General features: G+C 66.6%; 23 protein-coding genes. 19 read left to right on the forward strand and 4 right to left on the reverse strand.

What is annotated here, in order from left to right; genetic code table 11:
- The first annotated feature begins 67 nt into the window (after positions 1-67).
- Positions 68-400, forward strand: a complete 333-nt coding sequence (locus HWX31_RS06375; RefSeq protein ID WP_029226596.1) for a YnfA family protein — start codon at positions 68-70, stop codon at positions 398-400.
- Positions 401-427: 27 nt separating this feature from the next.
- On the opposite strand, the gene dnaQ is transcribed toward HWX31_RS06375, so the two are convergent.
- Genes dnaQ through HWX31_RS06390 form a run of 3 tightly spaced genes read right to left on the reverse strand, consistent with a single transcriptional unit; the run spans position 428 to position 2,440 of the window.
- Positions 428-1,156: a DNA polymerase III subunit epsilon gene (gene dnaQ / locus HWX31_RS06380; RefSeq protein ID WP_174965332.1), complete on the reverse strand. Its 729-nt coding sequence runs from the start codon at positions 1,154-1,156 to the stop codon at positions 428-430.
- Between the two features lie 31 nt (positions 1,157-1,187).
- Entirely contained in the window at positions 1,188-1,631 is a 444-nt protein-coding gene (gene rnhA, locus HWX31_RS06385) for a ribonuclease HI (RefSeq protein WP_059614415.1), read from the reverse strand.
- On the reverse strand, positions 1,628-2,440 hold the full coding sequence (locus HWX31_RS06390) for a class I SAM-dependent methyltransferase (RefSeq protein ID WP_188217589.1): 813 nt from the start codon (positions 2,438-2,440) through the stop codon (positions 1,628-1,630). The genes rnhA and HWX31_RS06390 overlap by 4 nt, the downstream gene beginning before the upstream one ends.
- A gap of 18 nt (positions 2,441-2,458) precedes the next feature.
- Between HWX31_RS06390 and gloB the strand changes: the two genes are divergently transcribed.
- From gloB to HWX31_RS06440, 10 genes are all read left to right on the forward strand, one after another.
- The gene (gene gloB, locus HWX31_RS06395; RefSeq protein WP_174965331.1) at positions 2,459-3,295 is read left to right on the forward strand and encodes a hydroxyacylglutathione hydrolase; all 837 of its coding nucleotides are present in this window, start codon (positions 2,459-2,461) and stop codon (positions 3,293-3,295) included.
- Positions 3,296-3,447: 152 nt separating this feature from the next.
- Positions 3,448-5,007 carry a transglycosylase SLT domain-containing protein gene (locus tag HWX31_RS06400; protein WP_059659620.1) on the forward strand — a complete coding sequence of 520 codons (1,560 nt, stop codon included), beginning with the start codon at positions 3,448-3,450 and terminating at the stop codon, positions 5,005-5,007.
- A gap of 134 nt (positions 5,008-5,141) precedes the next feature.
- Positions 5,142-6,368 (forward strand): MFS transporter, encoded by a 1,227-nt coding sequence (locus HWX31_RS06405; protein ID WP_174965341.1) that lies wholly within the window; start codon positions 5,142-5,144, stop codon positions 6,366-6,368.
- Between the two features lie 411 nt (positions 6,369-6,779).
- A complete protein-coding gene (gene carA / locus HWX31_RS06410) occupies positions 6,780-7,925 on the forward strand; it encodes a glutamine-hydrolyzing carbamoyl-phosphate synthase small subunit (RefSeq protein WP_076474632.1) in 1,146 nt (381 codons plus the stop codon).
- Positions 7,926-7,952: 27 nt separating this feature from the next.
- Positions 7,953-8,612: a leucine efflux protein LeuE gene (gene leuE / locus HWX31_RS06415; protein ID WP_174965330.1), complete on the forward strand. Its 660-nt coding sequence runs from the start codon at positions 7,953-7,955 to the stop codon at positions 8,610-8,612.
- 115 nt (positions 8,613-8,727) lie between these two features.
- Complete coding sequence (locus HWX31_RS06420) at positions 8,728-9,843, forward strand: toxic anion resistance protein (protein WP_174965329.1); 1,116 nt, start codon at positions 8,728-8,730, stop codon at positions 9,841-9,843.
- Complete coding sequence (locus HWX31_RS06425) at positions 9,843-10,928, forward strand: 5-bromo-4-chloroindolyl phosphate hydrolysis family protein (RefSeq protein ID WP_174965328.1); 1,086 nt, start codon at positions 9,843-9,845, stop codon at positions 10,926-10,928. The genes HWX31_RS06420 and HWX31_RS06425 overlap by 1 nt, the downstream gene beginning before the upstream one ends.
- A gap of 65 nt (positions 10,929-10,993) precedes the next feature.
- A complete protein-coding gene (gene carB / locus HWX31_RS06430; RefSeq protein ID WP_174965327.1) occupies positions 10,994-14,248 on the forward strand; it encodes a carbamoyl-phosphate synthase large subunit in 3,255 nt (1,084 codons plus the stop codon).
- 117 nt (positions 14,249-14,365) lie between these two features.
- A complete protein-coding gene (greA, locus tag HWX31_RS06435; protein WP_010092671.1) occupies positions 14,366-14,842 on the forward strand; it encodes a transcription elongation factor GreA in 477 nt (158 codons plus the stop codon).
- A 14-nt stretch (positions 14,843-14,856) separates the two neighbouring features.
- Positions 14,857-15,315 carry a DUF4149 domain-containing protein gene (locus HWX31_RS06440; protein ID WP_059614399.1) on the forward strand — a complete coding sequence of 153 codons (459 nt, stop codon included), beginning with the start codon at positions 14,857-14,859 and terminating at the stop codon, positions 15,313-15,315.
- A gap of 29 nt (positions 15,316-15,344) precedes the next feature.
- Here HWX31_RS06440 and HWX31_RS06445 read toward each other — a convergent pair whose 3' ends face one another.
- A complete protein-coding gene (locus HWX31_RS06445; RefSeq protein ID WP_174965326.1) occupies positions 15,345-15,872 on the reverse strand; it encodes a YhbY family RNA-binding protein in 528 nt (175 codons plus the stop codon).
- A gap of 179 nt (positions 15,873-16,051) precedes the next feature.
- On the opposite strand from HWX31_RS06445, the gene HWX31_RS06450 reads away from it, so the two are divergent.
- From HWX31_RS06450 to pstB, 8 genes are all read left to right on the forward strand, one after another.
- A complete protein-coding gene (locus HWX31_RS06450) occupies positions 16,052-16,714 on the forward strand; it encodes an RlmE family RNA methyltransferase (RefSeq protein WP_059749398.1) in 663 nt (220 codons plus the stop codon).
- Between the two features lie 167 nt (positions 16,715-16,881).
- On the forward strand, positions 16,882-18,777 hold the full coding sequence (ftsH, locus tag HWX31_RS06455; RefSeq protein WP_174965325.1) for an ATP-dependent zinc metalloprotease FtsH: 1,896 nt from the start codon (positions 16,882-16,884) through the stop codon (positions 18,775-18,777).
- Between the two features lie 79 nt (positions 18,778-18,856).
- Positions 18,857-19,750 carry a dihydropteroate synthase gene (gene folP, locus HWX31_RS06460; RefSeq protein WP_174965324.1) on the forward strand — a complete coding sequence of 298 codons (894 nt, stop codon included), beginning with the start codon at positions 18,857-18,859 and terminating at the stop codon, positions 19,748-19,750.
- Positions 19,751-19,774: 24 nt separating this feature from the next.
- Positions 19,775-21,130: a phosphoglucosamine mutase gene (gene glmM, locus HWX31_RS06465; RefSeq protein ID WP_059614393.1), complete on the forward strand. Its 1,356-nt coding sequence runs from the start codon at positions 19,775-19,777 to the stop codon at positions 21,128-21,130.
- Between the two features lie 462 nt (positions 21,131-21,592).
- Positions 21,593-22,627, forward strand: a complete 1,035-nt coding sequence (gene pstS, locus HWX31_RS06470) for a phosphate ABC transporter substrate-binding protein PstS (RefSeq protein WP_174965323.1) — start codon at positions 21,593-21,595, stop codon at positions 22,625-22,627.
- A gap of 94 nt (positions 22,628-22,721) precedes the next feature.
- Positions 22,722-23,708 (forward strand): phosphate ABC transporter permease PstC, encoded by a 987-nt coding sequence (gene pstC / locus HWX31_RS06475; protein ID WP_174965322.1) that lies wholly within the window; start codon positions 22,722-22,724, stop codon positions 23,706-23,708.
- The gene (pstA, locus tag HWX31_RS06480) at positions 23,705-24,598 is read left to right on the forward strand and encodes a phosphate ABC transporter permease PstA (RefSeq protein ID WP_059749395.1); all 894 of its coding nucleotides are present in this window, start codon (positions 23,705-23,707) and stop codon (positions 24,596-24,598) included. The genes pstC and pstA overlap by 4 nt, the downstream gene beginning before the upstream one ends.
- 15 nt (positions 24,599-24,613) lie before the next feature.
- Positions 24,614-25,462, forward strand: coding sequence for a phosphate ABC transporter ATP-binding protein PstB (gene pstB / locus HWX31_RS06485; protein ID WP_174965321.1), 849 nt, complete (start codon positions 24,614-24,616; stop codon positions 25,460-25,462).
- Positions 25,463-25,466 lie beyond the last annotated feature (4 nt).

Below are 25,466 nucleotides of genomic sequence, written 5' to 3' on the forward strand. Positions count from 1 at the left end.
GATCGGCGGCGCGCGGCGGGGCCGAAACGACCCCGCCGGAAGGGCCGAAACGATGAGGATCCGGGGGATGTCTGAACTGATGAAAGTCGCGGCGCTGTTCGCCGCCACCGCGCTGGCCGAAATCGTCGGCTGCTACCTGCCGTGGCTCGTGCTGAAGGCCGGGCGGCCGGTGTGGCTGCTGGCGCCCGCGGCGGTGTCGCTCGCGCTGTTCGCGTGGCTGCTGACGCTGCATCCGAGCGCGGCGGGGCGCACCTATGCGGCGTACGGCGGCGTGTATATCGCGGTTGCGCTGGTGTGGCTGCGCGCGGTCGACGGGGTCGCGCTGACCCGCTGGGACGCGGCCGGCGCGGCGCTCGCGCTGGCCGGGATGGCCGTCATCGCGCTGCAGCCGCGCGCGTGAGCGCGCGGCCGCGACGCGCTGGTGGGGTTACGACGCGTCGCCGGCTGCCGGCGTCCGGCGCCACACGCAGGTGCCCTTGACCGACTTGTCGAGGCCGTCGAGCTGCGCGTGGTGCGCGGCAAGCTCGTCTTCGCTCGCGGCCAGCACCGGCAGGTCGAGCGACGCGAGCGACACGCGCTGGCCGTTCGCCGCGCCGCCGCCGGCCGCGTCGTCGTCGAGCATGTCGATGACGAGGCTGTCCTGGCCGCGCGTCATCGCGAGGTACACCTCGGCGAGCAGCTCCGAGTCGAGCAAGGCGCCGTGCAGCGTCCGGTGCGCGTTGCTGATGCCGAAGCGGTCGCACAGCGCGTCGAGCGAGTTGCGCTTGCCGGGGAACATCTGCTTGGCCTGCACGAGGGTGTCGATCACGCCCCCGCAATGCTCGGTGAACGGCGGCAGGTCGAGCCGCGCGAATTCGGCGTCGAGAAAGCCGAGGTCGAACGGCGCGTTGTGGATGATCAGCTCGGCGTCCTTGACGAAGTCGCGGATCTGGTCGACGACTTCCGCGAACTTCGGCTTGTCGCTGAGGAATTCGGTCGTGAGGCCGTGCACCGCCAGCGCGCCCGGATCGCTGTCGCGCTCGGGGTTCACGTAGAAGTGCAGGTTGTTGCCGGTGAGCCGCCGGTTCAGCAGCTCGACGCAGCCGATTTCGATGAGGCGGTCGCCCGTGCGGGGGTTCAGGCCGGTGGTTTCGGTATCGAGAATGATCTGGCGCATGTCGGAAAAATCAGCAGAAACGGGAGCGCGGTCAGGCCGCGAGCGATTCGACGCCGCGGTTCGCGAGCGCGTCGGCGCGCTCGTTCTCCGGGTGGCCGGCGTGGCCCTTGACCCAGCGCCATTCGACCTGGTGCTGCGCGACGAGCGCGTCGAGCCGCTTCCAGAGATCGGCGTTCTTCACGGGCGTCTTCGACGCGGTGACCCAGCCCTTTTTCTTCCAGCCGTGGATCCACTCGCTGATGCCTTTCTGCACGTATTGCGAATCGGTATGCACGACCACGCGGCATTCGCGCTTCAGCGCTTCGAGCGCGGCGATCACGGCCATCAGCTCCATGCGGTTGTTGGTCGTGTTCGGCTCGCCGCCGAACATTTCCTTTTCGCGGTCGCCGTAGCGCAGCAGCGCGCCCCAGCCGCCGGGGCCGGGGTTGCCCTTGCAGGCGCCGTCGGTATAGATGTCGATGGTATCGGTAGTCATGACTGTTCTTGATGGGTGGTCGGGGAGGCCGCCGGCGTGAGGCCCGGCGCGAGCACGGGCTTTTTCACCTTGATCTGGCCGACGAGCCGCATGCCGCGCACGCGCTTGACGGCCGTCACCATGTAGACGGCGCCGAAGATTGGCCACCAGCGGTCGCCCGCGGCTTCCATGAAGCCGTAGCGGGCGAGCCATTGGTCGGAGGCGAGCGGCGGCCGGTAGCAGCCGAAGCGGCCGCGTTCGAGGTCGAAGCCGAGCAGCTTGATCCAGTCCTTCAGCCGGATGAACGCGATCTGGTCGCGCGCGGCCGGCACGAACGGCCGGTTCGCCATTTTGCCGAACGACTGCCGCATCCCCCACAGGCTGAGCGAATTGAAGCCGGTGATCACGAGCTGCCCCTCCGGCATCAGCACGCGTTCGGCTTCGCGCAGCAGGCGGTGCGGGTCGGACGTGAACTCGAGCGTATGCGGCATCACGATCAGGTCGACGCTCTGCGACTCGAACGGCAGGTCGAGCAGGTCGCACCACGTGGTGCTGCGATCGGCCGGCGCATGTTCGGGCGCGCGCGCCTCGCGCGCCCACGGATACTGGTAGGGCGCGCTCGCGCCGCTTGCCGGATCGAGCACGAGGCCGCGATACGGCATGCGGTTCTCGCGCAGCGCGTCGAGCTGCGGCAGCCCGAGCTGCAGCGCGTGGAACCCGAATACGTCGGACACGACGCGGTCGAGCTGCGCCTGCTCCCAGCCCAGCACGTAGCGGCCGGGAGGCGAGTCGGTCCAGGCAGGCCAGTCTATAATTTGTCGATCAGACATAGCGATGATTGCGCGCCCATGAACGAGCTGGAATACATGCCGGTACCGGCATTCGAGGACAACTACATCTGGCTCGTGTCGGACGGCAGCGAAGCGATCGCCGTCGATCCGGGCGAAGCCGCTCCGGTGCGCCGGGCTCTCTCCGAAAGAGGCTGGCGGTTGACCGCTATTTTACTCACCCACCACCATGCCGACCATGTCGGTGGTGTCACCGACCTGATCGATGGCCAGCCGGACGATGCGCCGCTTGCCGTTTACGGCCCGGCCGGCGAGGAAATCGGCGTCGTCACGCACCCGCTGCGCGGCGGCGACCGGGTGACGCTCGACGCGCCCGCGCTGGCGTTCGACGTGCTCGACGTGCCCGGGCATACGCGCGGCCATATTGCATATTTCCAGCAGGCGGGGAAAGGCGCGGCCGGCCAAGGCGCGGCCGGCCAAGGCGCGGCGGCGCCGCACGTGTTCTGCGGCGACACGCTGTTCTCGTGCGGCTGCGGCCGCCTGTTCGAGGGCACGCCCGCGCAGATGCTCGCGTCGCTCGACGCGCTCGCGGCGCTGCCGGGCGACACTCGCGTGCATTGTGCGCACGAGTACACGCTGTCGAACATCCGCTTCGCGCTCGCGTGCGAGCCGGGCAACGCGGCGCTCGCGGCGTGGCGCGACGAGGCGGCCGAGCGCCGGGCGCGCGGCGTGCCGACGCTGCCGACCACGATCGCGCACGAGCGCGCGGTGAATCCGTTCCTGCGCGCGGACAGCGCGGAGATTCACGCGACGCTGGAAGCGCAGCTGCATGAATCGGTGCCGGATCGCCTGACCGCGTTCAGGCTGCTGCGGGAGTGGAAAAACCGGTTCCGATGAAAGTTTTTCGGAGGACTCCAAAGCTCATCCAGAGTCTGTAAAATTTGCTCCAAATATCGGATTTGGCTGAGTTTTCGGTGTTTTTATTGACGTGAAGCACGCACTTCCGTAGTATCGCCTGCAATTTTCAGCCGTCGGAAGCCGAGATTTTCATGCGACTTTTATTGAGCGCGATGCTGGTCCTGCTGCTCGCCGCGTGTGCGAGCCAGGGACCTGTCGCCAATTCCGCCGCCGATGCCGAGGCGACGTCCACCTACCTGCGCAAGTCCGCCACCGCCAAGGAAACCGTCGACGTCGACAAGCAGTCGGTCGGCGATCTGACCAGCGCCGACTCCGATCTGTGGGCGCGCATCCGCCGCGGTTTCCAGATGCCCGACCTGCAGACCGACCTCGTCGACATGCAGACCACCTGGTATACGCAGCGCCCGGATTACGTGCAGCGCATGACCGAGCGTTCGCAGAAGTACCTGTACCACATCGTCGAGGAGCTCGAGTCGCGCCACATGCCGACCGAGCTCGCGCTGCTGCCGTTCATCGAGTCGGCCTACAACCCGCAGGCACTGTCGGTCGCGAAGGCGGCGGGCATGTGGCAGTTCATGCCGGGCACCGGCCGCACGTACAACCTGAAGCGGAACATGTGGCAGGACGAGCGGCGCGACGTGCTCGCGTCGACGAGCGCGGCGCTCGACTACCTGTCGCGCCTGCATGACATGTTCGGCGACTGGTATCTCGCGCTGGCCGCTTACAACTGGGGCGAGGGCAACGTGCAGCGCGCGATCGCGCGCAACCAGGCGGCCGGCCTGCCGACCGACTACCTGAGCCTGCGGATGCCGAACGAGACGCGCAACTACGTGCCGAAGCTGCAGGCGGTCAAGAACATCATCGCGAATCCGCAGCAGTACGGCCTCGCGCTGCCGGACATCCCGAACCACCCGTATTTCGTGACGGTCACGACGTCGCGCGACATCGACGTGACGGTCGCCGCGAAGCTCGCGAACCTGCCGCTCGACGAATTCAAGTCGCTCAACCCGTCGTTCGCGAAGCCGGTGATCCTCGGCGCGACCGAGCCGCAGATCCTGCTGCCGTTCGACAACGCGTCGGCGTTCGAGAAGAGCCTGAAGTCGTACGGCGGCCAGCTGTCGACGTGGACCACCTATACGGTCACCGAGCGCGCGCGTCCGGCGGCGATCGCCGAGAAGATCGGCGTCGACGCGGATACGCTGATGTCGGTGAACAAGATTCCCGCCGGCATGCGCCTGAAGCCGGGCTCGACGATCGTGGTGCCGCGCGGCGACGACGATGACGAGGACATCAGCGCGGACGTCGCCGAAAACGGCGTGCTGGCGATGGAGCCCGACGTGCCCGACACGCGCAAGATGCTGATCCGCGTGCGTCGCAAGCAGTCGATGGCGGCGATCGCGAGCCGCTACGGCGTGTCGGTCGGCCAGCTGAAGGCGTGGAACCGCACGCATCGCGATCTCGCGATGCCGGGCCAGGCGCTCGTGCTGCACGTGCCGGTCGGCCGCTCGCTGCCGGCGGAGCCGGGACCCGAGAAGATCGCGACGTCGGTCGGCGGCGCGCACGTCGAGCGCGCGAGCCTGTCCACCGGCGGCAAGGCCGCGCGCGGCGCGAAGCGCGGTGCCGCGAAGCCGGCGGCGAAGGCGAAGGCCGCGCCGAAGGCGGCCGCGGCCCACAAGGGCAAGAAGAAGTAAGCCGGCGCGCGGGCGGTCGCCCGCGCGGCCCGGATGCCGTATCATCCGACGAAACGCCGTCACCGAGGTGACGGCGTTTTCGTTTGTGCGCGGTACGTGGCCGCGCGATATGAAAAGGAATGAAGGGAGAAGTCATGTCGTCGGTGCAGGTGAGGGTACTCGGGCTGTTCGCGCTCGGGTATTTCGTGTCCTATGTGTTTCGCGGCGTCAATCTCGGCTTCGCGCCGTTCGTCACGCACGACCTCGGGCTGTCGGCCGCCGATCTCGGCCTGCTCACCAGTCTCTATTTCCTCGGCTTCGCCGGCGCGCAGATCCCGGCCGGCGTGCTGCTCGACCATTTCGGCTCGCGCCGCGTGGCGGCCGGCATGCTGCTGTTCGCGGCCGCGGGCGCCGCGGTGTTCGGCGCCGCGCACGGGCTCGGCGCGATGATGGTCGGCCGGCTGCTGATCGGGGTCGGCGTATCGGTGTGCCTCGGCGCGGCGTTCAAGGCGCTCGCCGAGCATTTCCCGATCGGCCGGCTGCCGCTGGTCAACGGGCTCGTGATGGCGGTCGGCGGGTTCGGCGGCGTGGTGGTCGGCTCGCCGATCACCTGGCTGCTCGGCTGGACGAGCTGGCGCGCGGTGTGCGCCGGGCTCGCGGTGATGACGCTCGCGATCGCGGCCGCGATCTGGCTCGGTGCGCCCAATCCGAAGCAGGGGCGCCATCAGGGTGGGCTCGTCAGCCAGTTCAAGGGCACCTGGCACATTCTGTCGAGCCGCGCGTTCTGGAAGATCGGGTCGTTCTCGATCGTCACGCAAGGCGTGTTCTACGCGATGCAGTCGCTGTGGGTCGGGCCGTACCTGCGCGACGTCGCCGGCTTCGATGCGCAGCACGCGGCGCGCCTCGTGTCGGTGCTCGGCTTCGCGATGATGGCCGGCTGCGTCGGGTTCGGCGCCGCCGCGCGTGCACTGGAGCGGCGCGGCGTGTCCGTCTATGCGTTCTGCGGCGTCGGCATGGCGCTGTTCGTCGCGACGCAGGTCGCGATCGTCGTGCGCGCGCCGCTGCCGGCGGCGGCGCTGTGGGCCGCGTACGGGATGTTCGGCGGGGTCGGAATCCTGACCTACGCGGTGATGGCCGGCCACTTCCCGGCGCATCTGATCGGCCGCGCGAACACGACGCTCACGCTCGTGATCTTCGTGCTGATCTTCGCGTTCCAGATCGGCGTCGGCGCGGTGCTGTCGCACTGGCCGGCGGTCGACGGCCGCTATCCGGCCGCCGCGCACCTCGCCGCGTGGAGCGTGCTGCTCGTGCTGCAGATCGCAAGCGCGGTCTGGTACGTATGGCCTGTGCAGATGGCCGCCTCTGGTCAAGCGAGCCGATAGAGGGGTACGCTGGAGCGTGGCGCGGTTCCCGGGCAATTGAAAAAGAAAAAAGGGCGCGTGATCGATCCACCGCGCCGCGTCGCTGATTGCCGAGCCCGGAAGGGGGCATCGATGCGTGATCAATCCCGAGGGATCGGCGGCCTCCGGCATTGAAAAGAGGACCATTTCCACGCTATAATTTGAAAGTTTGTGCTGATCAACCTCGCACCCTAGCGCCTACCTCATTCATCCCGTTCATCCGCTGCACGCCGCCTGTCGGGCGATGCCGCGAGCCCTCGCGCGCTGCGCGCCGGTTTCGCGACTCGACACCGCCGGGTGCGTGACGCAAGCCGACGCGCGCGTCCACGCAGCGCGACGCTTGCGCGGCAGGGTAAACAGGTCGGCAGCAGGGTGTTCCCCAAGGAGCCTCCCGTGTTGCCGTCTTTTTCTCCCGCTTTGCTTGCACTCGCCGACGGCACGGTCTTTCGTGGTTATTCGATCGGTGCCGCTGGCCACACGATCGGCGAAGTCGTGTTCAACACCGCGATCACCGGCTATCAGGAAATCCTGACTGACCCGAGCTACTCGCGCCAGATCGTTACGCTCACCTATCCGCATATCGGCAACGTCGGCGTGAACGCCGAGGACGTCGAAGCGACGAAAGTCCATGCCGCCGGCCTGATCGTGCGCGACCTGCCCGATCTCGCGTCGAACTTCCGCATGGATCGCACGCTCGGCGACTACCTGCGCGACGAAGGCGTCGTCGCGATCGCCGGCATCGATACCCGCAAGCTGACCCGCATCCTGCGCGACAAGGGCGCGCAAAACGGCTGCATCCTCGCCGGCTCGACCGACGAGGCGAAGGCGATCGAGCTCGCGCGCTCGTTCCCGGGCCTCGCCGGCATGGACCTCGCGAAGGTCGTGTCGACCACCAAGCCGTTCGAATGGAAGCAGACCGAGTGGAAGCTCGGCAGCGGCTACGGGATGCAGGAGGCGCCGAAATACCGCGTCGTCGCGTACGACTTCGGCGTCAAGTACAACATCCTGCGCATGCTCGCGGAACGCGGCTGCCACGTGACGGTGCTGCCGGCGCAGGCGAGCGCGGCGGAAGCGCTCGCGCTGAATCCGGACGGCGTGTTCCTGTCGAACGGCCCCGGCGATCCGGAGCCGTGCGACTACGCGATCGCGGCCACCAAGGAATTCATCGAGCGCGGCGTGCCGACCTTCGGCATCTGCCTCGGCCACCAGATCATGGGCCTCGCGGTCGGCGCGAAGACGCTCAAGATGAAGACGGGCCACCACGGCGCGAACCACCCGGTCAAGGATCTGGCTGACGGCCGCGTCGTGATCACGTCGCAGAACCACGGGTTCGCGGTCGACGCCGATTCGCTGCCGGCCAACGCGCGTGCGACGCACGTGTCGCTGTTCGACGGCACGCTGCAGGGCTTCGAGCTGACCGACAAGCCGGCGTTCTGCTTCCAGGGCCACCCGGAAGCGTCGCCGGGCCCGCACGACATCGGCTATCTGTTCGACCGCTTCACCGCGCTGATGGACGCGGCGAAGCAGCGCAGCGCTTAACTGACCCACGCGCGGGAGGCTCGCATCATGTTCGGTCACGCACTCGGCATCACGGATCTCTGGACCTACGTCATCGGCGTGGTCTTCATCATCCTGTTGCCGGGGCCGAACTCGATGTACGTGCTGTCGCTCGCGGCGCAGCGCGGCGTGAAGGCCGGCTATCGCGCGGCCTGCGGCGTGTTCGTCGGCGACGCGGTGCTGATGGTGCTGTCCGCGGCGGGCGTCGCATCGCTGCTGAAGGCGAATCCGCTGCTGTTCTCGGTCGTCAAGTACGGCGGCGCCGCGTATCTGCTCTACATCGGCGCCGGGATGCTGCGCGGCGCGTGGCGCAAGCTGCGCGCGCCGGCCGGTGCGGTGGCCGACGCGCCGCGCGCGGTCGACGGCGACGAGCCGTTCCGCAAGGCGCTGGTCGTGAGCCTCCTGAACCCGAAGGCGATCCTGTTCTTCATCTCGTTTTTCATCCAGTTCGTCGATCCGGCGTTCCCGCATCCCGCGCTGCCGTTCGTCGTGCTCGGGGCGATCGCGCAGTGCGCGAGCTTCCTGTACCTGAGCACGCTGATCTTCGCGGGCGCGCGGCTCGCCGCGCATTTCCGCCGCCGCCGCAAGCTCGCGGCGGGTGCGGCGAGCAGCGTGGGCGGGCTGTTCATCGGCTTTTCGGTGAAGCTTGCGCTCGCGACGATGAACTGAGCGCAGCCCGGCGAGCGAACGCCTTCGCGCTTGCTCGTCGGGTGTCGGATCAATAAGAAGAATCGACCAACATTCCGGGGAAACCATTTTGACTGACACGCCAGGAAGCAATCCATTGAACGACAGCACCGCATCGATCGATCCGACGGCCGCACTCGCGGCGGTCGTGCCGCGCGCGGCGGAGGCGGTCGTGCCGCGCAACGAAACGGACGGCGCGGTCGCGCGGATCCGGACGTCGATCGACATCGAGTCGTCCACCGCCGTGCTGTCGTTCGGCGACGATGCGATGCGCGAGCTCAGCGCGTATTCGGATCGCATCCTGGCGGACGTGAAGGGCAAGGATGTCGGCGAGGCAGGGGCGCTGCTGTCGAATCTGCAGGACCAGATACGCTCGCTGGATCCGGAATCGCTGCAGAAGCAGGGCTTCGTCGCACGGATGCTCGGCACCGCGCAGCGGGCGGTCGAGCGCTTCGTGCGCCGCTACGAGGATGTGGCCGGCCAGATCAACGAGGTGGCGCTGAAGCTCGAGGTGTGGCGGGAGGCGATGCGCCGCGACATCGCGATGCTGGACGACATCCACGCGAACGGCGTCCAGTACGTGAAGAACCTGGACACCTACATCGCGGCGGGCGAGCAGTACGTCGCCGAGTTCCGGCAAGCCCGGCTGCCGGAGATGCAGGCGGCGATGGCCGGCCTGTCGGACGACGAACGCGCGCTGCAGCAGGAGAAGGTTCAGGATCTGGTGCGCAACATCGATCGGCTCGAGCGCAAGGTGCACGACCTGAAGCTCGCGCGGATGGTCGGGCTGCAGCGCCTGCCGCAGATCCGCATCGTGCAGAACGGCGACGCGCTGCTGATGGACAAGATCCATACGGCGATTCACACGGCGATTCCCGCGTGGAAGGCGCAGTTCGTCACCGCGCTTGCGCTCGAGCGGCAGAAGCAGGCGTACGAGACGCAGCAGGCCGTGGTCGACATGACGAACGAGCTGCTGCGCAAGAACGCCGAGCAGTTGCACCGGAGCGCGACGTCGATCGAGCAGGCGAGCCAGCGCAGCGTGATCGATATCGAGTCGGTGCGGCATGCGAATGAACTGCTGCTGCGCACGGTCAGCGACGTGATGGAGATCCAGGCGGAGGGCCGCAAGAACCGCGCGGCGGTCGAGGTCGAGCTGAAGAAGCTCGAAACCGATCTGCGGACCTCGCTCGCGCGTCAGGCGGCGGAGGCGTAATGCTGCGCTGGAACACAGGCGCTCGATGGTCCGTGCCCCCGCAGCCTCCTCGCTCCGGGCGGTTCGTGTTCCGCGTCCTGATGTGGGGGGTGTTGCAAGGATTCACGGCGCTCGGTTCCGTTGCATGGGGAGCAGGGATCGGGAAGGGGGCGGCATGGCTCGTCGCCAACCTGGGCCTGGTGGACAAGCTGAGCGACGACACCGGACACGCGTTGCCCGACAGCTTTTTTATGTGGACGGCGGTGCTGGCGCTGACCGTGGGCGCGTGCATGTCGATCGGTGCGATGTGGTCGTTTGGCACACTGCGGTTTCGCGTGGTGTACCTGCTGATTCCCATCGATATTTCGCTCATGTTCGTGATCGCGTGCGCATATTTTTTGCCGTCGGTGCAGATGAGCGTAGTGTGGGCCGTGTTCCCGGTCGCGCTGGTGGTCTGGGCGTGCCGCAACATGCTGACCACGCCGAATACAAACAGTGTCTTGAAGTGTTTGCGCAGTTATTACCGTGGGCTTCCCGCACAGATGGCCTGGATTCGGGAGTATGTGCTGCAGGATTGGGTGACGTTGCCGCTTGCGTCGCTGTCCGAGCTTCAGGCGGCAGAGCCTGAACCCGAACCCAAGCCCGAGCTCAAGACGGACCCGGCCGTGCAGCCTGCCGGGTATTCCGCGGAGATGTTCAAGGCGCACCTGTCCGGCATGCGCGAGATGCGTCCGCGACTGCGCGGCAGCATGGTCGAGGACGAATGGAACAAGCTGATGGAAATCAGCGAGCGCATTTGGGAGATGGCGAACGCCGAGCCGGAGAAGTACAGTTTGCTGAACCATTTTCTCGCGGTGCAGATACCGACCGCGATCACGCTCAGCCAGTACTTCGTCAAGCTAGGCGGATTGACCGAATCGAATCCGACCCGAACGGAACGCATGCGTGAAATCGAGGCGGGCCTTCAGGGGCTGTGCGGACAGTTCGAGAAGGTGCAGAACCAGATGGTGGAGAGCGATCTGGCAGGACTCCAGACGACGCTTCGCCTCTTGCAGCAAGATTTGAAGCAGGCAGAGCAGCGGGAGGCGCGTGCGCCTTCCCTGTAAAGCCGGCGGCCGGCGAGCCGGCCGCGACGTGCAGCATTAACGTTTATTTATTGATTGACAGAGCCATGCCAAAACGCACAGACATCAACAGCATCCTCATCATCGGCGCCGGCCCGATCATCATCGGCCAGGCGTGCGAGTTCGACTACTCGGGCGCGCAGGCATGCAAGGCGTTGCGTGAGGAGGGCTACAAGGTCATCCTCGTCAACAGCAACCCGGCGACGATCATGACCGACCCGAACACGGCCGACGTGACCTACATCGAGCCGATCACGTGGGAAGTCGTCGCGCGCATCATCGAGAAGGAGCGCCCGGACGCGATCCTGCCGACGATGGGCGGCCAGACCGCGCTGAACTGCGCGCTCGACCTGCACCACCACGGCGTGCTCGAGAAGTTCGGCGTCGAGCTGATCGGCGCGTCGCCGGAAGCGATCGACAAGGCGGAAGACCGCCAGAAGTTCAAGGACGCGATGACCAAGATCGGTCTCGGCTCCGCGAAGTCGGGCGTCGCGCACTCGATGGAAGAGGCGACCCAGGTGCACGCCGAGATCATGGCGGCCACCGGCGGCAGCGGCTACCCGGTCGTGATCCGTCCGTCGTTCACGCTCGGCGGCTCGGGCGGCGGCATCGCGTACAACCGTGAAGAGTTCGAAGAGATCTGCCGGCGCGGCCTCGACCTGTCGCCGACGCGCGAGCTGCTGATCGAAGAGTCGCTGCTCGGCTGGAAGGAATACGAGATGGAAGTCGTGCGCGACCGCGCCGACAACTGCATCATCGTCTGCTCGATCGAGAACCTCGACCCGATGGGCGTGCACACCGGCGACTCGATCACGGTCGCGCCGGCGCAGACGCTCACCGACAAGGAATACCAGATCCTGCGCAACGCATCGCTCGCGGTGCTGCGCGAGATCGGCGTCGACACCGGCGGCTCGAACGTGCAGTTCTCGATCAACCCGAAGGACGGCCGCATGGTCGTGATCGAGATGAACCCGCGCGTGTCGCGTTCGTCGGCGCTCGCGTCGAAGGCGACCGGCTTCCCGATCGCGAAGGTCGCGGCGAAGCTGGCCGTCGGCTACACGCTCGACGAGCTGAAGAACGAGATCACCGGCGGCCAGACGCCGGCGTCGTTCGAGCCGACGATCGACTACGTCGTCACGAAGATTCCGCGCTTCGCGTTCGAGAAGTTCCGCGAAGCGGATTCGCGCCTGACGACGCAGATGAAGTCGGTCGGCGAAGTGATGGCGATCGGCCGCACGTTCCAGGAGTCGTTCCAGAAGGCGCTGCGCGGCCTCGAAGTCGGCGTCGACGGTCTCGACGAGAAGTCGACCGACCGCGACGAGATCGCGATCGAGATCCACGAGCCGGGCCCGGACCGCATCTGGTACGTCGGCGACGCATTCCGCATCGGCATGACGGCCGAGGAGATCTTCGCGGAAACCGCGATCGATCCGTGGTTCCTCGCGCAGATCGAGCAGATCATCCTGAAGGAAAAGGCGCTCGCGGGCCGCACGGTCGCGTCGCTGTCGTTCGACGAGCTGCGCTACCTGAAGCAGAGCGGCTTCTCCGACCGCCGCCTCGCGAAGCTGCTCGGCGCGACGCCGGCCGACGTGCGCGCGCGCCGTCTCGAGCTGAACGTGCGCCCGGTCTACAAGCGCGTCGACACCTGCGCGGCCGAGTTCGCGACCAAGACGGCCTACATGTACTCGACCTACGAGGAAGAGTGCGAGGCGCAGCCGACGAACAACAAGAAGATCATGGTGCTGGGCGGCGGCCCGAACCGGATCGGCCAGGGCATCGAGTTCGACTACTGCTGCGTGCACGCGGCGCTCGCGATGCGCGAGGACGGCTACGAAACCATCATGGTCAACTGCAACCCGGAAACGGTGTCGACCGACTATGACACGTCCGACCGCCTGTACTTCGAGCCGCTGACGCTGGAAGACGTGCTCGAGATCGTCGACAAGGAAAAGCCGGTCGGCGTGATCGTCCAGTACGGCGGCCAGACGCCGCTGAAGCTCGCGCTCGATCTCGAGGCGCACGGCGTGCCGATCGTCGGCACGTCGCCGGACATGATCGACGCGGCCGAAGACCGCGAACGCTTCCAGAAGCTGCTGCAGGACCTCGGCCTGCGCCAGCCGCCGAACCGCACCGCGCGCGCCGAAGACGAAGCGCTCGCGCTGGCGGCCGAAATCGGCTACCCGCTCGTCGTGCGCCCGTCGTACGTGCTCGGCGGCCGCGCGATGGAAATCGTCCACGAGCCGCGCGACCTCGAGCGCTACATGCGCGAGGCCGTGAAGGTGTCGAACGATTCGCCGGTGCTGCTCGACCGCTTCCTGAACGACGCGATCGAATGCGACGTCGACTGCATCTGCGACGGCGAGGCCGTGTTCATCGGCGGCGTGATGGAGCACATCGAGCAGGCGGGCGTCCACTCGGGCGACTCGGCATGCTCGCTGCCGCCGTACTCGCTGTCGAAGGCGACCGTCGACGAGCTGAAGCGCCAGACGGCCGCGATGGCGAAGGCGCTGAACGTGGTCGGCCTGATGAACGTGCAGTTCGCGATCCAGCAGGTGCCGCAGGCCGACGGCTCGAAGGAAGACATCATCTACGTGCTGGAAGTGAACCCGCGCGCGTCGCGCACGGTGCCGTACGTGTCGAAGGCGACCAGCCTGCCGCTCGCGAAGATCGCGGCGCGCGCGATGGTCGGCCAGAAGCTCGCGCAGCAGGGCGTGACGAAGGAAGTCGAGCCGCCGTACTTCAGCGTGAAGGAAGCGGTGTTCCCGTTCGTGAAGTTCCCGAGCGTCGACCCGGTGCTCGGGCCGGAAATGCGTTCGACCGGTGAAGTGATGGGCGTCGGCCAGACGTTCGGCGAGGCGCTGTTCAAGTCGCAGCTCGCGGCGGGCTCGCGCCTGCCGGAGTCGGGCACGGTGCTGCTGACCGTGATGGACGCGGACAAGCCGAAGGCGGTCGAAGTCGCGCGCATGCTGCACGACCTCGGCTACCCGATCGTCGCGACGAAGGGCACGGCTGCCGCGATCGAAGCGGCCGGCGTGCCGGTGAAGGTCGTCAACAAGGTGAAGGACGGCCGCCCGCACATCGTCGACATGATCAAGAACGGCGAAATCGCGCTCGTCTTCACGACGGTCGACGAGACCCGCCAGGCGATTGCCGATTCGCGTTCGATCCGGATGAGCGCGCAGGCGCACAAGGTCACGTACTACACGACGATGTCGGGCGCGCGCGCTGCCGTCGAAGGCCTGCGCTACCTGAAGAACCTGGAAGTCTATGATTTACAAGGTCTTCACGCTCGCCTAAACTAAGCGGTCAGTTACCTGTCGAAGCAACACGTGCCGCGATTAAGCGGCGTTCCCGGTGTATCGGGAATGCGCTTAATCGCGGTGATTTTTTTTATAGCCGTTTTATTGATTGAGCCGTTTATGAGCACCATTCCGTTGACAAAGCGTGGCGCAGACCAATTGCGCGATGAATTGCAGCGCCTCAAGTCCGTCGAGCGGCCGGCCGTGATCAATGCGATTGCGGAGGCGCGCGCGCAGGGCGACCTGTCCGAAAACGCCGAATACGACGCAGCCAAGGAAAAGCAGGGCTTCATCGAGGGCCGCATCGCGGAAATCGAATCGAAGCTGTCGGCCGCGCAGATCATCGATCCGTCCTCGCTGGATGCCGACGGCCGCGTGGTGTTCGCGGCGACGGTCGAGCTCGAGGATCTCGAATCGGGCGATACCGTCAAATACCAGATCGTCGGCGACGACGAGGCGGACCTCGATCACGGCCTGATCTCGGTCAGCTCGCCGATCGCGCGCGCGCTGATCGGCAAGTCCGAAGGCGACGTCGCGGCCGTGCAGGCGCCGAGCGGCGTGCGCGAGTACGAAATCATCTCGGTCAGCTACATCTGACGCGGAGCGACACGATGCCGCATCGCGTGTTCCGTCTGCTGTCGGCCGTGTGGGTCGGCAGCCTGCTGACGATCGGGTATGCGGTCGCGCCCGTGCTGTTTCGTTCGCTGGAGCGCATGACGGCCGGCTCGGTTGCCGCCCAGCTGTTCCGCATCGAGGCGGTCCTCGGCGTGGTGTGCGGCGTGCTGCTGCTCGTGCTGTCGAACCAGCAGGTGCGGCGCGGCTGCGACGAATACCGGCGAGTGCGCTGGATTCTCGCGGCGATGGTCGGCTGCGTGCTGATCGGGTATTTTGCGCTGCAGCCGTTCATGAACGCGCTGCGCGTGGCCGCGATGGACGCGGGCACCGATATCGCGAACTCGCCGTATGCGAGCCGGTTCGGGATGCTGCACGGCGTCTCGAGCCTGTTCTACCTGGTCGAGAGCGTGCTCGGGCTGATGCTGATCTGGCGCTTGCCGGCGCGCGACGCGTAAGCGTCGCTCCGCCGGGCGCCCGGAAGGGCTTACTTGTCCTGGAACGGCCGCTTGGTGCTCGCCTGACGCTTTTTCGCACGCTTGACGGTGCCGCCGGCGGTCACGCGCTCGTTGCCGCGCACCGTCACCTTCTGCGGCTTCGGACGACGCACCGGGCTCGCGTTCGGCGACACCTTGACGACCTTCACGGTACGCGGCGCGCGGCCCTTCTTGTCGGCGGCGGCTTCGGCCGCGCTCGGCAGGGCGCTGCTGCGGCGGCCGCGAGCCGGCGCCGGCGCGGCTTCCTCGGGCCTCCAGATCACGAGCAGCTTGCCGATATGCTGGATAGGCGCGGCGTTCAGCCGGTCGCAGATTTCGTCGTAGATCGCGATGCGTTCGTCGCGCTCGTCGCCGAATACGCGGATCTTGATCAGCTGGTGCGCGTCAAGGTGCACCTTGATTTCCTTCAGGACCGCGTCGGTGAGCCCCTCTGCGCCGATCAGCACGACGGGCTTGAGCGCATGGGCTTCGGAGCGCAGCGCGGAGCGCTCGGCGGGAGAAAGCGAAAGGGCTGGCATGGAATGTCGAATTCAAAAATAAGGGCGCGCAACACCGGCATCCGCCGTGTGAGCCGCGCGCCGAAACCACGTAAAATCGCGGCTTGGGCCTGATTGAGGCCGCAGCCGCGCGAAGAAGACGCGTATTATCCGCCAAAAGCGCGGCTTCACGAAGCAAATGGCAGTAATCTCTCTCTCGAATGGCAAAGAACCGCTTCAACCAGCACTGGCTGCATGACCACATCAACGACCCGTACGTCAAAATGGCGCAGCGGGAGGGCTATCGCGCGCGCGCCGCTTACAAGCTGAAGGAAATCGACGAACAGGACAAGCTGATTCGTCCCGGCCAGGTGATCGTCGATCTCGGCGCGGCGCCCGGCAGCTGGAGCCAGTACGCGCGCAACAAGCTCGCGCAGGGCAAGAAACGCGACGCGGCGCGCGAAGGCGGGATCGACGGCACGATCGTCGCGCTCGACATGCTGCCGATGGAGCCGATCGCCGACGTGCACTTCATCCAGGGCGACTTTCGCGAGGACGAGGTGCTGCATCAACTGGAGGCCGTCCTCGAAGGCCGGCCGGTGGACCTTGTAATTTCCGACATGGCCCCCAACCTGTCAGGGGTCGCCTCCGCGGATGCGGCGCGCATCGAGCACGTGTGCGATCTCGCGCTCGAATTCTCGCAGAATCATCTGAAGCCGGATGGCGCGCTGCTGGTGAAGTGCTTCCACGGCAGCGGCTACAGCCAGATTGTCGAGAAATTCAAACAGCAGTTTAAGATTGTCGCGCCGCGCAAGCCCAAGGCGTCCCGCGACAAATCGTCCGAAACGTTCATCTTGGGGCGGCACCTGAAGCATCCGCGCTGACGCGGAGCCGGGGGGCCGCAAACGGGCTCCGGCCCTTGCCAGACAAGCCGTTCGCTATCGCGACGGTTGTCAATGCTTATGGCAGGGGTGGTCGGACTGGATTAGAATGCCTGAGGGGCGCCGCAAGGAAAATGTAGGCGCTCGTCTACGAGTGAAGGAGTGGTGCTTTGAACAACAATATGTTTTCGAAGGCAGCAGTGTGGCTGGTGATCGCACTGGTGCTGTTTACGGTGTTCAAGCAGTTCGACAAGCCCCGCGTCCAGGAAGGCGTGTCCTATTCGCAGTTCATGGACGACGCCAAGAACGGCAAGGTCAAGACTGTCGTCGTGCAGGGGCGCAACCTCACCGTCACTCCGGCTGATGGCCAGAAATACCAGATCGTGTCGCCCGGCGACATCTGGATGGTCGGCGATCTGATGAAGTATGGCGTGCAGGTCAGCGGCAAGGCCGACGACGAGCCGAACGCGCTGATGTCCGCGCTGTACTACCTCGGGCCGACGATCCTGATCATCGGTTTCTGGTTCTACATGATGCGGCAGATGCAGGGCGGCGGCAAAGGCGGCGCGTTCTCGTTCGGCAAATCGCGTGCGCGGCTGATCGACGAGAACAACAACGCGGTCAACTTCTCCGACGTCGCGGGCTGCGACGAAGCGAAGGAGGAAGTGTCCGAGCTGGTCGACTTCCTGCGCGATCCCCAGAAATTCCAGAAGCTCGGCGGCCGCATTCCGCGCGGCGTGCTGCTGGTCGGCCCTCCGGGCACCGGCAAGACGCTGCTCGCCCGCGCGATCGCGGGTGAAGCGAAGGTGCCGTTCTTCAGCATCTCGGGCTCCGACTTCGTCGAAATGTTCGTCGGCGTCGGTGCGGCCCGCGTGCGCGACATGTTCGAGCAGGCGAAGAAGCACGCGCCGTGCATCGTGTTCATCGACGAAATCGACGCGGTCGGCCGTCATCGCGGCGCCGGCATGGGCGGCGGCAACGACGAGCGCGAGCAGACGCTGAACCAGATGCTCGTCGAGATGGACGGCTTCGAAGCGAATTCGGGCGTGATCGTGATTGCCGCGACCAACCGTTCGGACGTGCTCGACAAGGCGCTGCTGCGTCCGGGCCGTTTCGACCGCCAGGTCTACGTCGGCCTGCCGGACATCCGCGGCCGCGAGCAGATCATGCGCGTCCACCTGCGCAAGGTGCCGATCGCGAACGACGTCGACGCGGCAGTGATCGCGCGCGGCACGCCGGGCTTCTCGGGCGCCGATCTCGCGAACCTCGTCAACGAGGCGGCGCTGTTCGCCGCGCGTCGCGGCAAGCGCATCGTCGAGATGCAGGACTTCGAGGACGCGAAGGACAAGATCTTCATGGGTCCGGAGCGCAAGTCCGCGGTGATCCGCGAGGAAGCGAAGCGCGCGACCGCGTACCACGAGTCGGGCCACGCGGTGATCGCGAAGCTGCTGCCGAAGGCCGATCCGGTGCACAAGGTCACGATCATTCCGCGCGGCCGTGCGCTGGGCGTCACGTGGCAGCTGCCGGAGCACGACAACGAGACGTATTCGAAGGACTACCTGCTGGACCGCCTCGCGATCCTGTTCGGTGGCCGCGTGGCCGAGGAGCTGTTCATGAACCTCGTCAGCACCGGCGCGTCGGACGACTTCAACAAGGCGACGCAGACGGCGCGTGCGATGGTGGCCCGGTTCGGGATGACCGACGCGCTCGGCCCGATGGTCTATGCCGACGACGAGAGCGATGCAAGCCCGTTCGGCCGCGGCTTCACGCGGACGATTTCGGAAGCGACGCAGCAGAAGGTCGATGCGGAAATCCGCCGCGTGCTGGATGACCAGTACAGCCTCGCTCGCCGCCTGCTGGAGGAGAACCGCGACAAGGTCGAGGCGATGACCGCCGCGCTGATGGAGTGGGAGACGATCGACGCCGATCAGATCAACGACATCATGGAAGGCCGTCCGCCGCGCTCGCCGAAGAGCTCGCCGACCATCGGCGGCGATGCATCGTCGGGCGGTACCGGCACCGAGGTCAAGCCGGGCAACGCGCCGGCGCCCGCGTCGCCGGCCTGATTCCCGCTGTCGTACCGTTGACGGGCTGGTGTGGCTTTCACACCGGCCCGTTTTGCATTCATTTCCACGTTGGTCGCTCGTGTCCGATCCCGCATCTCCCTCATTCATTCCGTCGCCGCTGCAGTGCGGCCGCTTCACGCTGACGTTCGAACGCCCGCTCGTGATGGGCATCCTCAACGCGACACCCGACTCGTTCTCCGACGGCGGCCGCTTCCTCGCCCGTGACGATGCGCTGCGCCAGGCCGAGCGGATGCTCGCCGAGGGCGCCGACATCCTCGACATCGGCGGCGAATCGACCCGCCCGGGCGCGCCGCCGGTGCCGCTCGACGAGGAGCTCGCGCGCGTGATTCCGCTGGTCGAGGCATTGCGCCCGCTGAACGTGCCGCTGTCGATCGATACCTACAAGCCGGCCGTGATGCGCGCGGCGCTGGCCGCCGGCGCGGACCTGATCAACGACATCTGGGGCTTTCGCCAGGCAGGCGCGATCGACGCCGTGCGCGACGGCAGCTGCGGCCTGTGCGCGATGCACATGCTCGGCGAGCCGCAGACGATGCAGGTGCACGAGCCCGACTATCGAGACGTGGTCGCCGACGTGCGCGATTTTCTCGCCGAGCGTGCACAAGCGTTGATGGATGCCGGCGTCGCGGCGGAACGCATCTGCGTCGACCCCGGTTTCGGGTTCGGCAAGGCGGTGATCGAACACAACTATGCGCTGCTCGCCGCGCTGCCCGACACGACGCCCGCGCGGCCCGACGGCCGGCCATACCCGATTCTCGCGGGGATGTCGCGCAAGTCGATGCTCGGCGCGGTGATCGGCGGCAAGCCGCCGGCCGAGCGCGTCGCGGCGAGCGTCGCGGCCGCGCTGTGCGCGGTGGAGCGGGGCGCCGCGATCGTGCGGGTGCACGACGTCGCGGAAACGGTCGATGCGCTGAAGATCTGGAATGCCGTGCGCGGAGCCGCGCGGCATCGATAAGTCAAAAGAGGAGGAACATTCATTATGGGACGTCGATACTTCGGTACGGACGGCATCCGTGGCACCGTCGGCGAAGCGCCGATCACGCCCGATTTCGTATTGCGGCTCGGCTACGCGGCGGGCAAGGTGCTGGCCGGCTCGGCTGACGTCGCGGCGGGTGCGCGTCCGACCGTGCTGATCGGCAAGGACACGCGCGTGTCGGGCTACATGCTCGAGGCGGCGCTGGAGGCGGGCTTCTCCGCGGCCGGCGTCGACGTGATGCTGGCCGGCCCGATGCCGACGCCGGGCGTCGCGTACCTGACGCGCGCGCTGCGCCTGTCGGCGGGCGTCGTGATCAGTGCGTCGCACAATCCGTATCACGACAACGGCATCAAGTTCTTCTCCGCGGACGGCAACAAGCTGCCCGACGAAACCGAAGCCGCGATCGAGGCATGGCTCGGCAAGCCGCTCGAGTGCGCGCCGTCGGACGGGCTCGGCAAGGCGCGCCGCCTCGACGATGCGGCCGGCCGCTACATCGAGTTCTGCAAGAGCACGTTCCCCGCGGCGTTCGACCTGCGCGGGATGAAGCTCGTCGTCGACTGCGCGCACGGCGCTGCGTACCAGGTCGCGCCGCACGTGTTCCACGAACTGGGCGCGGACGTGATCCCGATCGGCGTCGCGCCGAACGGCTTCAACATCAACGACGGCGTCGGCGCGACCGCGCCCGATGCGCTGGTGCGCGCGGTGCGGGCGAATCACGCGGATCTCGGCATCGCGCTCGACGGCGACGCGGACCGTCTGCAGATCGTCGACTCGACCGGGCGGCTGTTCAACGGCGACGAGCTGCTGTACGTGCTGGTCAAGGACAGGATTGCAACTAACGGTCAAGTCGAAGGGGCGGTGGGAACGCTGATGACGAATCTCGCCGTCGAAGTTGCGCTGCAACGCGAGGGCGTGCAGTTCGTGCGGGCGGCGGTCGGCGACCGCTACGTGCTCGAGCAGCTGCGCGAGCACGGCTGGCAGCTCGGCGCGGAAGGGTCGGGCCACATCCTGTCGCTCGACCGGCATACGACCGGCGACGGCATCGTGTCGGCGCTGCTGGTGCTCGCGGCGCTGAAGCGCAGCGGCCGCACGCTCGCGCAGATGCTCGACGGCGTCACGCTGTTCCCGCAGAAGCTGATCAACGTGCGGATGAAGCCCGGCGCGGACTGGAAGGGCAATGCGTCGATCCGCGCCGCGATCGACGGCGCGGAACAGGCGCTGGCCGGCAGCGGCCGCGTGCTGATCCGTGCATCGGGCACCGAGCCCGTGCTGCGCGTGATGGTCGAGGCGGAGCAGGCGGCGGACGCGAGCCGTCACGCCGAGGCGATCGCCGACGCGGTGCGCGCCGCGACTGCCTGAATCCGGTCGGCGGCCGGCGGCCGGTGCATGTGCACATGGCCGCCGGTTGCCTGTCGGCCGTGCGATGCAGCCAGCCAAAGTGCGGACCCTCCATCCGGCCGCCACGTTGGCGCCATGAACCCAACACCGCGCCGAAGTCCTCTTCCGACCCCTGAATCCCCGAGCGCGGCGTGTCCGGTCCGGACGTACCGCGCGCAAGTGCGGGTGGGGTACAATCCGCCCGCCTGATCGACCGCTGTCGAAGCGGGACCGGACGCACATTTTCCGCCTTTCCCTTCCCGGCATTTATTGCCTATTCTCCCGGTGCCGGCGTTGCCCGCGCCCGTCCGTCTTACCCTCCTGTGTTGCCTTTCAAGTAGTCATGTTACTGTCACGCCAGTTTCATCGATTGTCACATTACCGTCATGAGGAGCCCCTAACCTTCGCGGTGCCGTAGTCATCCGCTCACACACTGGAGGTCTCATGAAATTGATGCAAACCGCGATTGCCGGCCTGGCTGGCGCACTTTTCGCTGTCGCTGCGCACGCCGCCGACATCACGGGCGCAGGCAGCACGTTCGCGATGCCGATCTACACGAAATGGGCTGCGGATTACCAGCAGTCCGGCGGCGCGAAGATCAACTACCAGGGCATCGGCTCGTCGGGCGGCCTGAAGCAGATCAATGCGAAGACGGTCGATTTTGCCGGTTCGGACGCACCGCTGAAGGACGACGAGCTCGCGAAGGACGGCCTGTTCCAGTTCCCGACGGTGGTCGGCGGCGTGGTGCCGGTCATCAACGTGCCGGGCGTGAAGGCGGGTGAGCTGACGCTGTCGGGCCCGGTGCTCGGCGACATCTACCTCGGCAAGATCAAGAAGTGGAACGACCCGGCGATCGCCGCGCTGAACCCGAAGGTCAAGCTGCCGGATACCGACATCGCGGTCGTGCGCCGTGCGGACGGCTCGGGCACGAGCTTCATCTGGACGAACTACCTGTCGAAGGTCAACGACGAGTGGAAGTCGAAGGTCGGCGAAGGCACGACGGTCAACTGGCCGACCGGCACGGGCGGCAAGGGCAACGACGGCGTCGCGGCATTCGTGCAGCGCCTGCCGGGCGCGATCGGCTACGTCGAGTGGGCGTATGCGAAGAAGAACAGCATGGTCTACACCGCGCTGAAGAACTCGACGGGCACGGTGGTCGAGCCGAAGACGGAAACCTTCAAGGCCGCCGCCGCCGGCGCGAACTGGTCGAAGTCGTTCTACCAGATCCTGACGAACCAGCCGGGCAAGGAAGCATGGCCGGTCGTCGGCGCGACGTTCGTGCTGCTGCACGCGAAGCAGGACAAGCCGGAGCAGGGCGCGGAAACGCTGAAGTTCTTCAGCTGGGCGTTCAAGAACGGCGAGAAGGCGGCTGACAGCCTCGACTACATCTCGCTGCCGCCGGCGGTCGAAGCGGAAATCCGCAAGCAGTGGAAGGTCAAGGTGACGGACACGGCTGGCAAGCCGGTCGCCACGGAGTAAGCGTCACAGCGGTTCGCTGCCCGGCCGCGCAGGCCGGGCAGTGTGTGCGGTAAGGCCGGGCGTCAAGGCGCCCGGCATTCAGAAGCAGGCGCCCATGTCTGATATTCCATACGTGTCCTCCCGGTCCGCCGGCAACGCGCAGCAGCATGCGCCCGGCCGCCTCGGCGACATCCTGTTCGGCGGCCTCGCCCGGCTCGCCGCCATCGTCACCCTGCTGCTCCTCGGCGGCATCATCGTCTCGCTGATCATCGCGTCGATGCCGACCATCCAGAAGTTCGGCCTCGCCTTTCTGTGGCAGTCCGAATGGGATCCCAATGCGGATGTCTACGGCGCGCTCGTGCCGATCTACGGCACCATCGTGACGTCGGTCATCGCGCTGGTGATCGCGGTGCCGGTCAGCTTCGGCATCGCGCTGTTCCTCACCGAGCTGTCGCCGGTCTGGCTGCGCCGCCCGCTCGGCATCGCCATCGAGCTGCTCGCCGCGATCCCGTCGATCGTCTACGGGATGTGGGGGCTGCTCGTGTTCGCGCCGATCTTCGCCGCCTATTTCCAGAAACCGGTCGGCCGCCTGTTCGACGGCGTGCCGGTGCTCGGCGCGCTGTTCGCCGGCCCGCCGATCGGCATCGGCATTCTCGCCGCCGGCGTGATCCTCGCGATCATGATCATTCCGTACATCGCGTCGGTGATGCGCGACGTGTTCGAGGTCACACCCGTGCTGCTGAAGGAATCGGCGTACGGGATCGGCTGCACGACCTGGGAAGTGATGTGGAAGATCGTGCTGCCCTATACGAAGACCGGCGTGATCGGCGGCGTGATGCTCGGCCTCGGTCGCGCGCTCGGCGAAACGATGGCCGTGACCTTCGTGATCGGCAACACGAACCTGCTGGACAACGTGTCGCTGTTCTCGCCCGGCAACAGCATCACGTCGGCGCTCGCGAACGAGTTCGCCGAAGCGTCGCCCGGCCTGCATACGGCCGCGCTGATGGAGCTGGGCCTGATCCTGTTCGTGATCACCTTCATCGTGCTGGCCATCTCCAAACTGCTGCTGCTGCGTCTCGAGAAAGGAGAGGGCAAGAAATGAGCGAGCCCGTACTGAACTTCCCCGGCCCGGACGGCGCCGTGCTCGACGCGATGCGCAGCCGGCTCCAGCGCAAGCGCAAGATCGTCAATGCGATCGCGCTCACCGCGTCGCTCGGCGCGATGCTGTTTGGCCTGATGTGGCTCGTGTGGATCCTCTACACGACGCTGAGCCTCGGCATCGGCGGCCTGTCGCTGCAGATGTTCACCGAATCGACCCCGCCGCCGAACACCGCGGGCGGCGGCCTCGCGAACGCGATCGTCGGCAGCCTGCTGCTGGTCGGCTTCGGCACGCTGGTCGGCACGCCGATCGGCATCCTGGCGGGCGTCTACCTCGCCGAATACGGCAAGACGAACCCGCTCGCGAGCACGATCCGCTTCATCAACGACATCCTGCTGTCGGCGCCGTCGATCGTCGTGGGCCTGTTCGTCTACGCGCTCGTCGTCGCGAAGTCGGGCCGCTTCTCCGGCTGGGCCGGCGTGATCGCGCTCGCGCTGCTGCAGATCCCGATCGTGATCCGCACGACCGAGAACATGCTGAAGCTCGTGCCGAACGCGCTGCGCGAAGCAGCTTTCGCGCTCGGCACGCCGAAGTGGCGGATGGTGCTGAAGATCACGCTGCGCGCATCGGTGGGCGGCATCATCACGGGCGTGCTGCTCGCGGTCGCGCGGATTGCCGGCGAAACGGCGCCGCTGCTGTTCACCGCGCTGTCGAACCAGTTCTTCTCGTGGGACATGAGCCAGCCGATGGCGAACCTGCCCGTCACGATCTTCAAGTTCGCGATGAGCCCGTTCGCGGAATGGCAGTCGCTCGCTTGGGCGGGCGTGTTCCTGATTACCCTCGGCGTGCTCGGACTCAACGTCCTCGCGCGTTCGATCTTCTCGAAACAGTAACGGCGGAGCAATCCGATGAACATGGCAGAAAGCCACCTGAATCCCATCGAACGTGTCGCCGCGCCGGCCGGTACGCACGGCGCGACGGACGGCAGTCCGCTCGCGCCGCTGAACGCGAAGATCGAGGTCAACAACCTCAACTTCTTCTACAACAAGTTCCACGCGCTGAAGAACATCAACCTGCGCATTCCCGAAGGGAAGGTGACGGCGTTCATCGGCCCGTCGGGCTGCGGCAAGTCGACGCTGCTGCGCACGTTCAACAAGATGTACGCGCTCTATCCGGAGCAGCGCGCCGAAGGCGAGATCCTGATGGACGGCGAGAACCTGCTGACCACCAAGCGCGACATCTCGCTGTTGCGCGCGCGGATCGGCATGGTGTTCCAGAAGCCGACCCCGTTTCCGATGTCGATTTATGACAACATCGCATTCGGCGTGAAAATGTTCGAGAAGCTCACACGTTCGGAAATGGACGACCGCGTCGAGTGGGCGCTGACGAAGGCCGCGCTGTGGAACGAAGTGAAGGACAAGCTGGGCCAGAGCGGCTACGGGCTGTCCGGCGGCCAGCAGCAGCGTCTGTGCATCGCGCGCGGCATCGCGATCCGTCCGGAAGTGCTGCTGCTCGACGAGCCGTGCTCGGCGCTCGACCCGATCTCGACGGGCCGCATCGAGGAGCTGATCGCGGAGCTGAAGAGCGACTACACGGTCGTGATCGTCACGCACAACATGCAGCAGGCGGCGCGCTGCTCGGACTATACGGCCTACATGTACCTGGGCGAGCTGATCGAATTCGGCGAGACCGAGAAGATCTTCATCAAGCCGGTACGCAAGGAAACGGAAGACTACATCACCGGCCGCTTCGGTTGATGAC

This window comes from Burkholderia ubonensis, from assembly GCF_902833085.1.
Taxonomy (GTDB): Bacteria; Pseudomonadota; Gammaproteobacteria; order Burkholderiales; family Burkholderiaceae; genus Burkholderia; species Burkholderia ubonensis.

Excerpts from the sequence above, each read along its gene's own strand:
- greA (WP_010092671.1), top strand. The coding sequence starts at position 14,366 with ATGAGCACCATTCCGTTGACAAAGCGTGGCGCAGACCAATTGCGCGAT.
- dnaQ (WP_174965332.1), bottom strand. The coding sequence starts at position 1,156 with ATGCGCCAGATCATTCTCGATACCGAAACCACCGGCCTGAACCCCCGC.
- HWX31_RS06445 (WP_174965326.1), bottom strand. The coding sequence starts at position 15,872 with ATGCCAGCCCTTTCGCTTTCTCCCGCCGAGCGCTCCGCGCTGCGCTCC.
- HWX31_RS06400 (WP_059659620.1), top strand. The coding sequence starts at position 3,448 with ATGCGACTTTTATTGAGCGCGATGCTGGTCCTGCTGCTCGCCGCGTGT.
- leuE (WP_174965330.1), top strand. The coding sequence starts at position 7,953 with ATGTTCGGTCACGCACTCGGCATCACGGATCTCTGGACCTACGTCATC.
- pstB (WP_174965321.1), top strand. The coding sequence starts at position 24,614 with ATGAACATGGCAGAAAGCCACCTGAATCCCATCGAACGTGTCGCCGCG.
- HWX31_RS06450 (WP_059749398.1), top strand. The coding sequence starts at position 16,052 with ATGGCAAAGAACCGCTTCAACCAGCACTGGCTGCATGACCACATCAAC.
- HWX31_RS06440 (WP_059614399.1), top strand. The coding sequence starts at position 14,857 with ATGCCGCATCGCGTGTTCCGTCTGCTGTCGGCCGTGTGGGTCGGCAGC.
- HWX31_RS06425 (WP_174965328.1), top strand. The coding sequence starts at position 9,843 with ATGCTGCGCTGGAACACAGGCGCTCGATGGTCCGTGCCCCCGCAGCCT.
- HWX31_RS06375 (WP_029226596.1), top strand. The coding sequence starts at position 68 with ATGTCTGAACTGATGAAAGTCGCGGCGCTGTTCGCCGCCACCGCGCTG.
- pstC (WP_174965322.1), top strand. The coding sequence starts at position 22,722 with ATGTCTGATATTCCATACGTGTCCTCCCGGTCCGCCGGCAACGCGCAG.
- glmM (WP_059614393.1), top strand. The coding sequence starts at position 19,775 with ATGGGACGTCGATACTTCGGTACGGACGGCATCCGTGGCACCGTCGGC.
- pstA (WP_059749395.1), top strand. The coding sequence starts at position 23,705 with ATGAGCGAGCCCGTACTGAACTTCCCCGGCCCGGACGGCGCCGTGCTC.
- rnhA (WP_059614415.1), bottom strand. The coding sequence starts at position 1,631 with ATGACTACCGATACCATCGACATCTATACCGACGGCGCCTGCAAGGGC.
- gloB (WP_174965331.1), top strand. The coding sequence starts at position 2,459 with ATGAACGAGCTGGAATACATGCCGGTACCGGCATTCGAGGACAACTAC.
- pstS (WP_174965323.1), top strand. The coding sequence starts at position 21,593 with ATGAAATTGATGCAAACCGCGATTGCCGGCCTGGCTGGCGCACTTTTC.
- HWX31_RS06390 (WP_188217589.1), bottom strand. The coding sequence starts at position 2,440 with ATGTCTGATCGACAAATTATAGACTGGCCTGCCTGGACCGACTCGCCT.
- carB (WP_174965327.1), top strand. The coding sequence starts at position 10,994 with ATGCCAAAACGCACAGACATCAACAGCATCCTCATCATCGGCGCCGGC.
- HWX31_RS06405 (WP_174965341.1), top strand. The coding sequence starts at position 5,142 with ATGTCGTCGGTGCAGGTGAGGGTACTCGGGCTGTTCGCGCTCGGGTAT.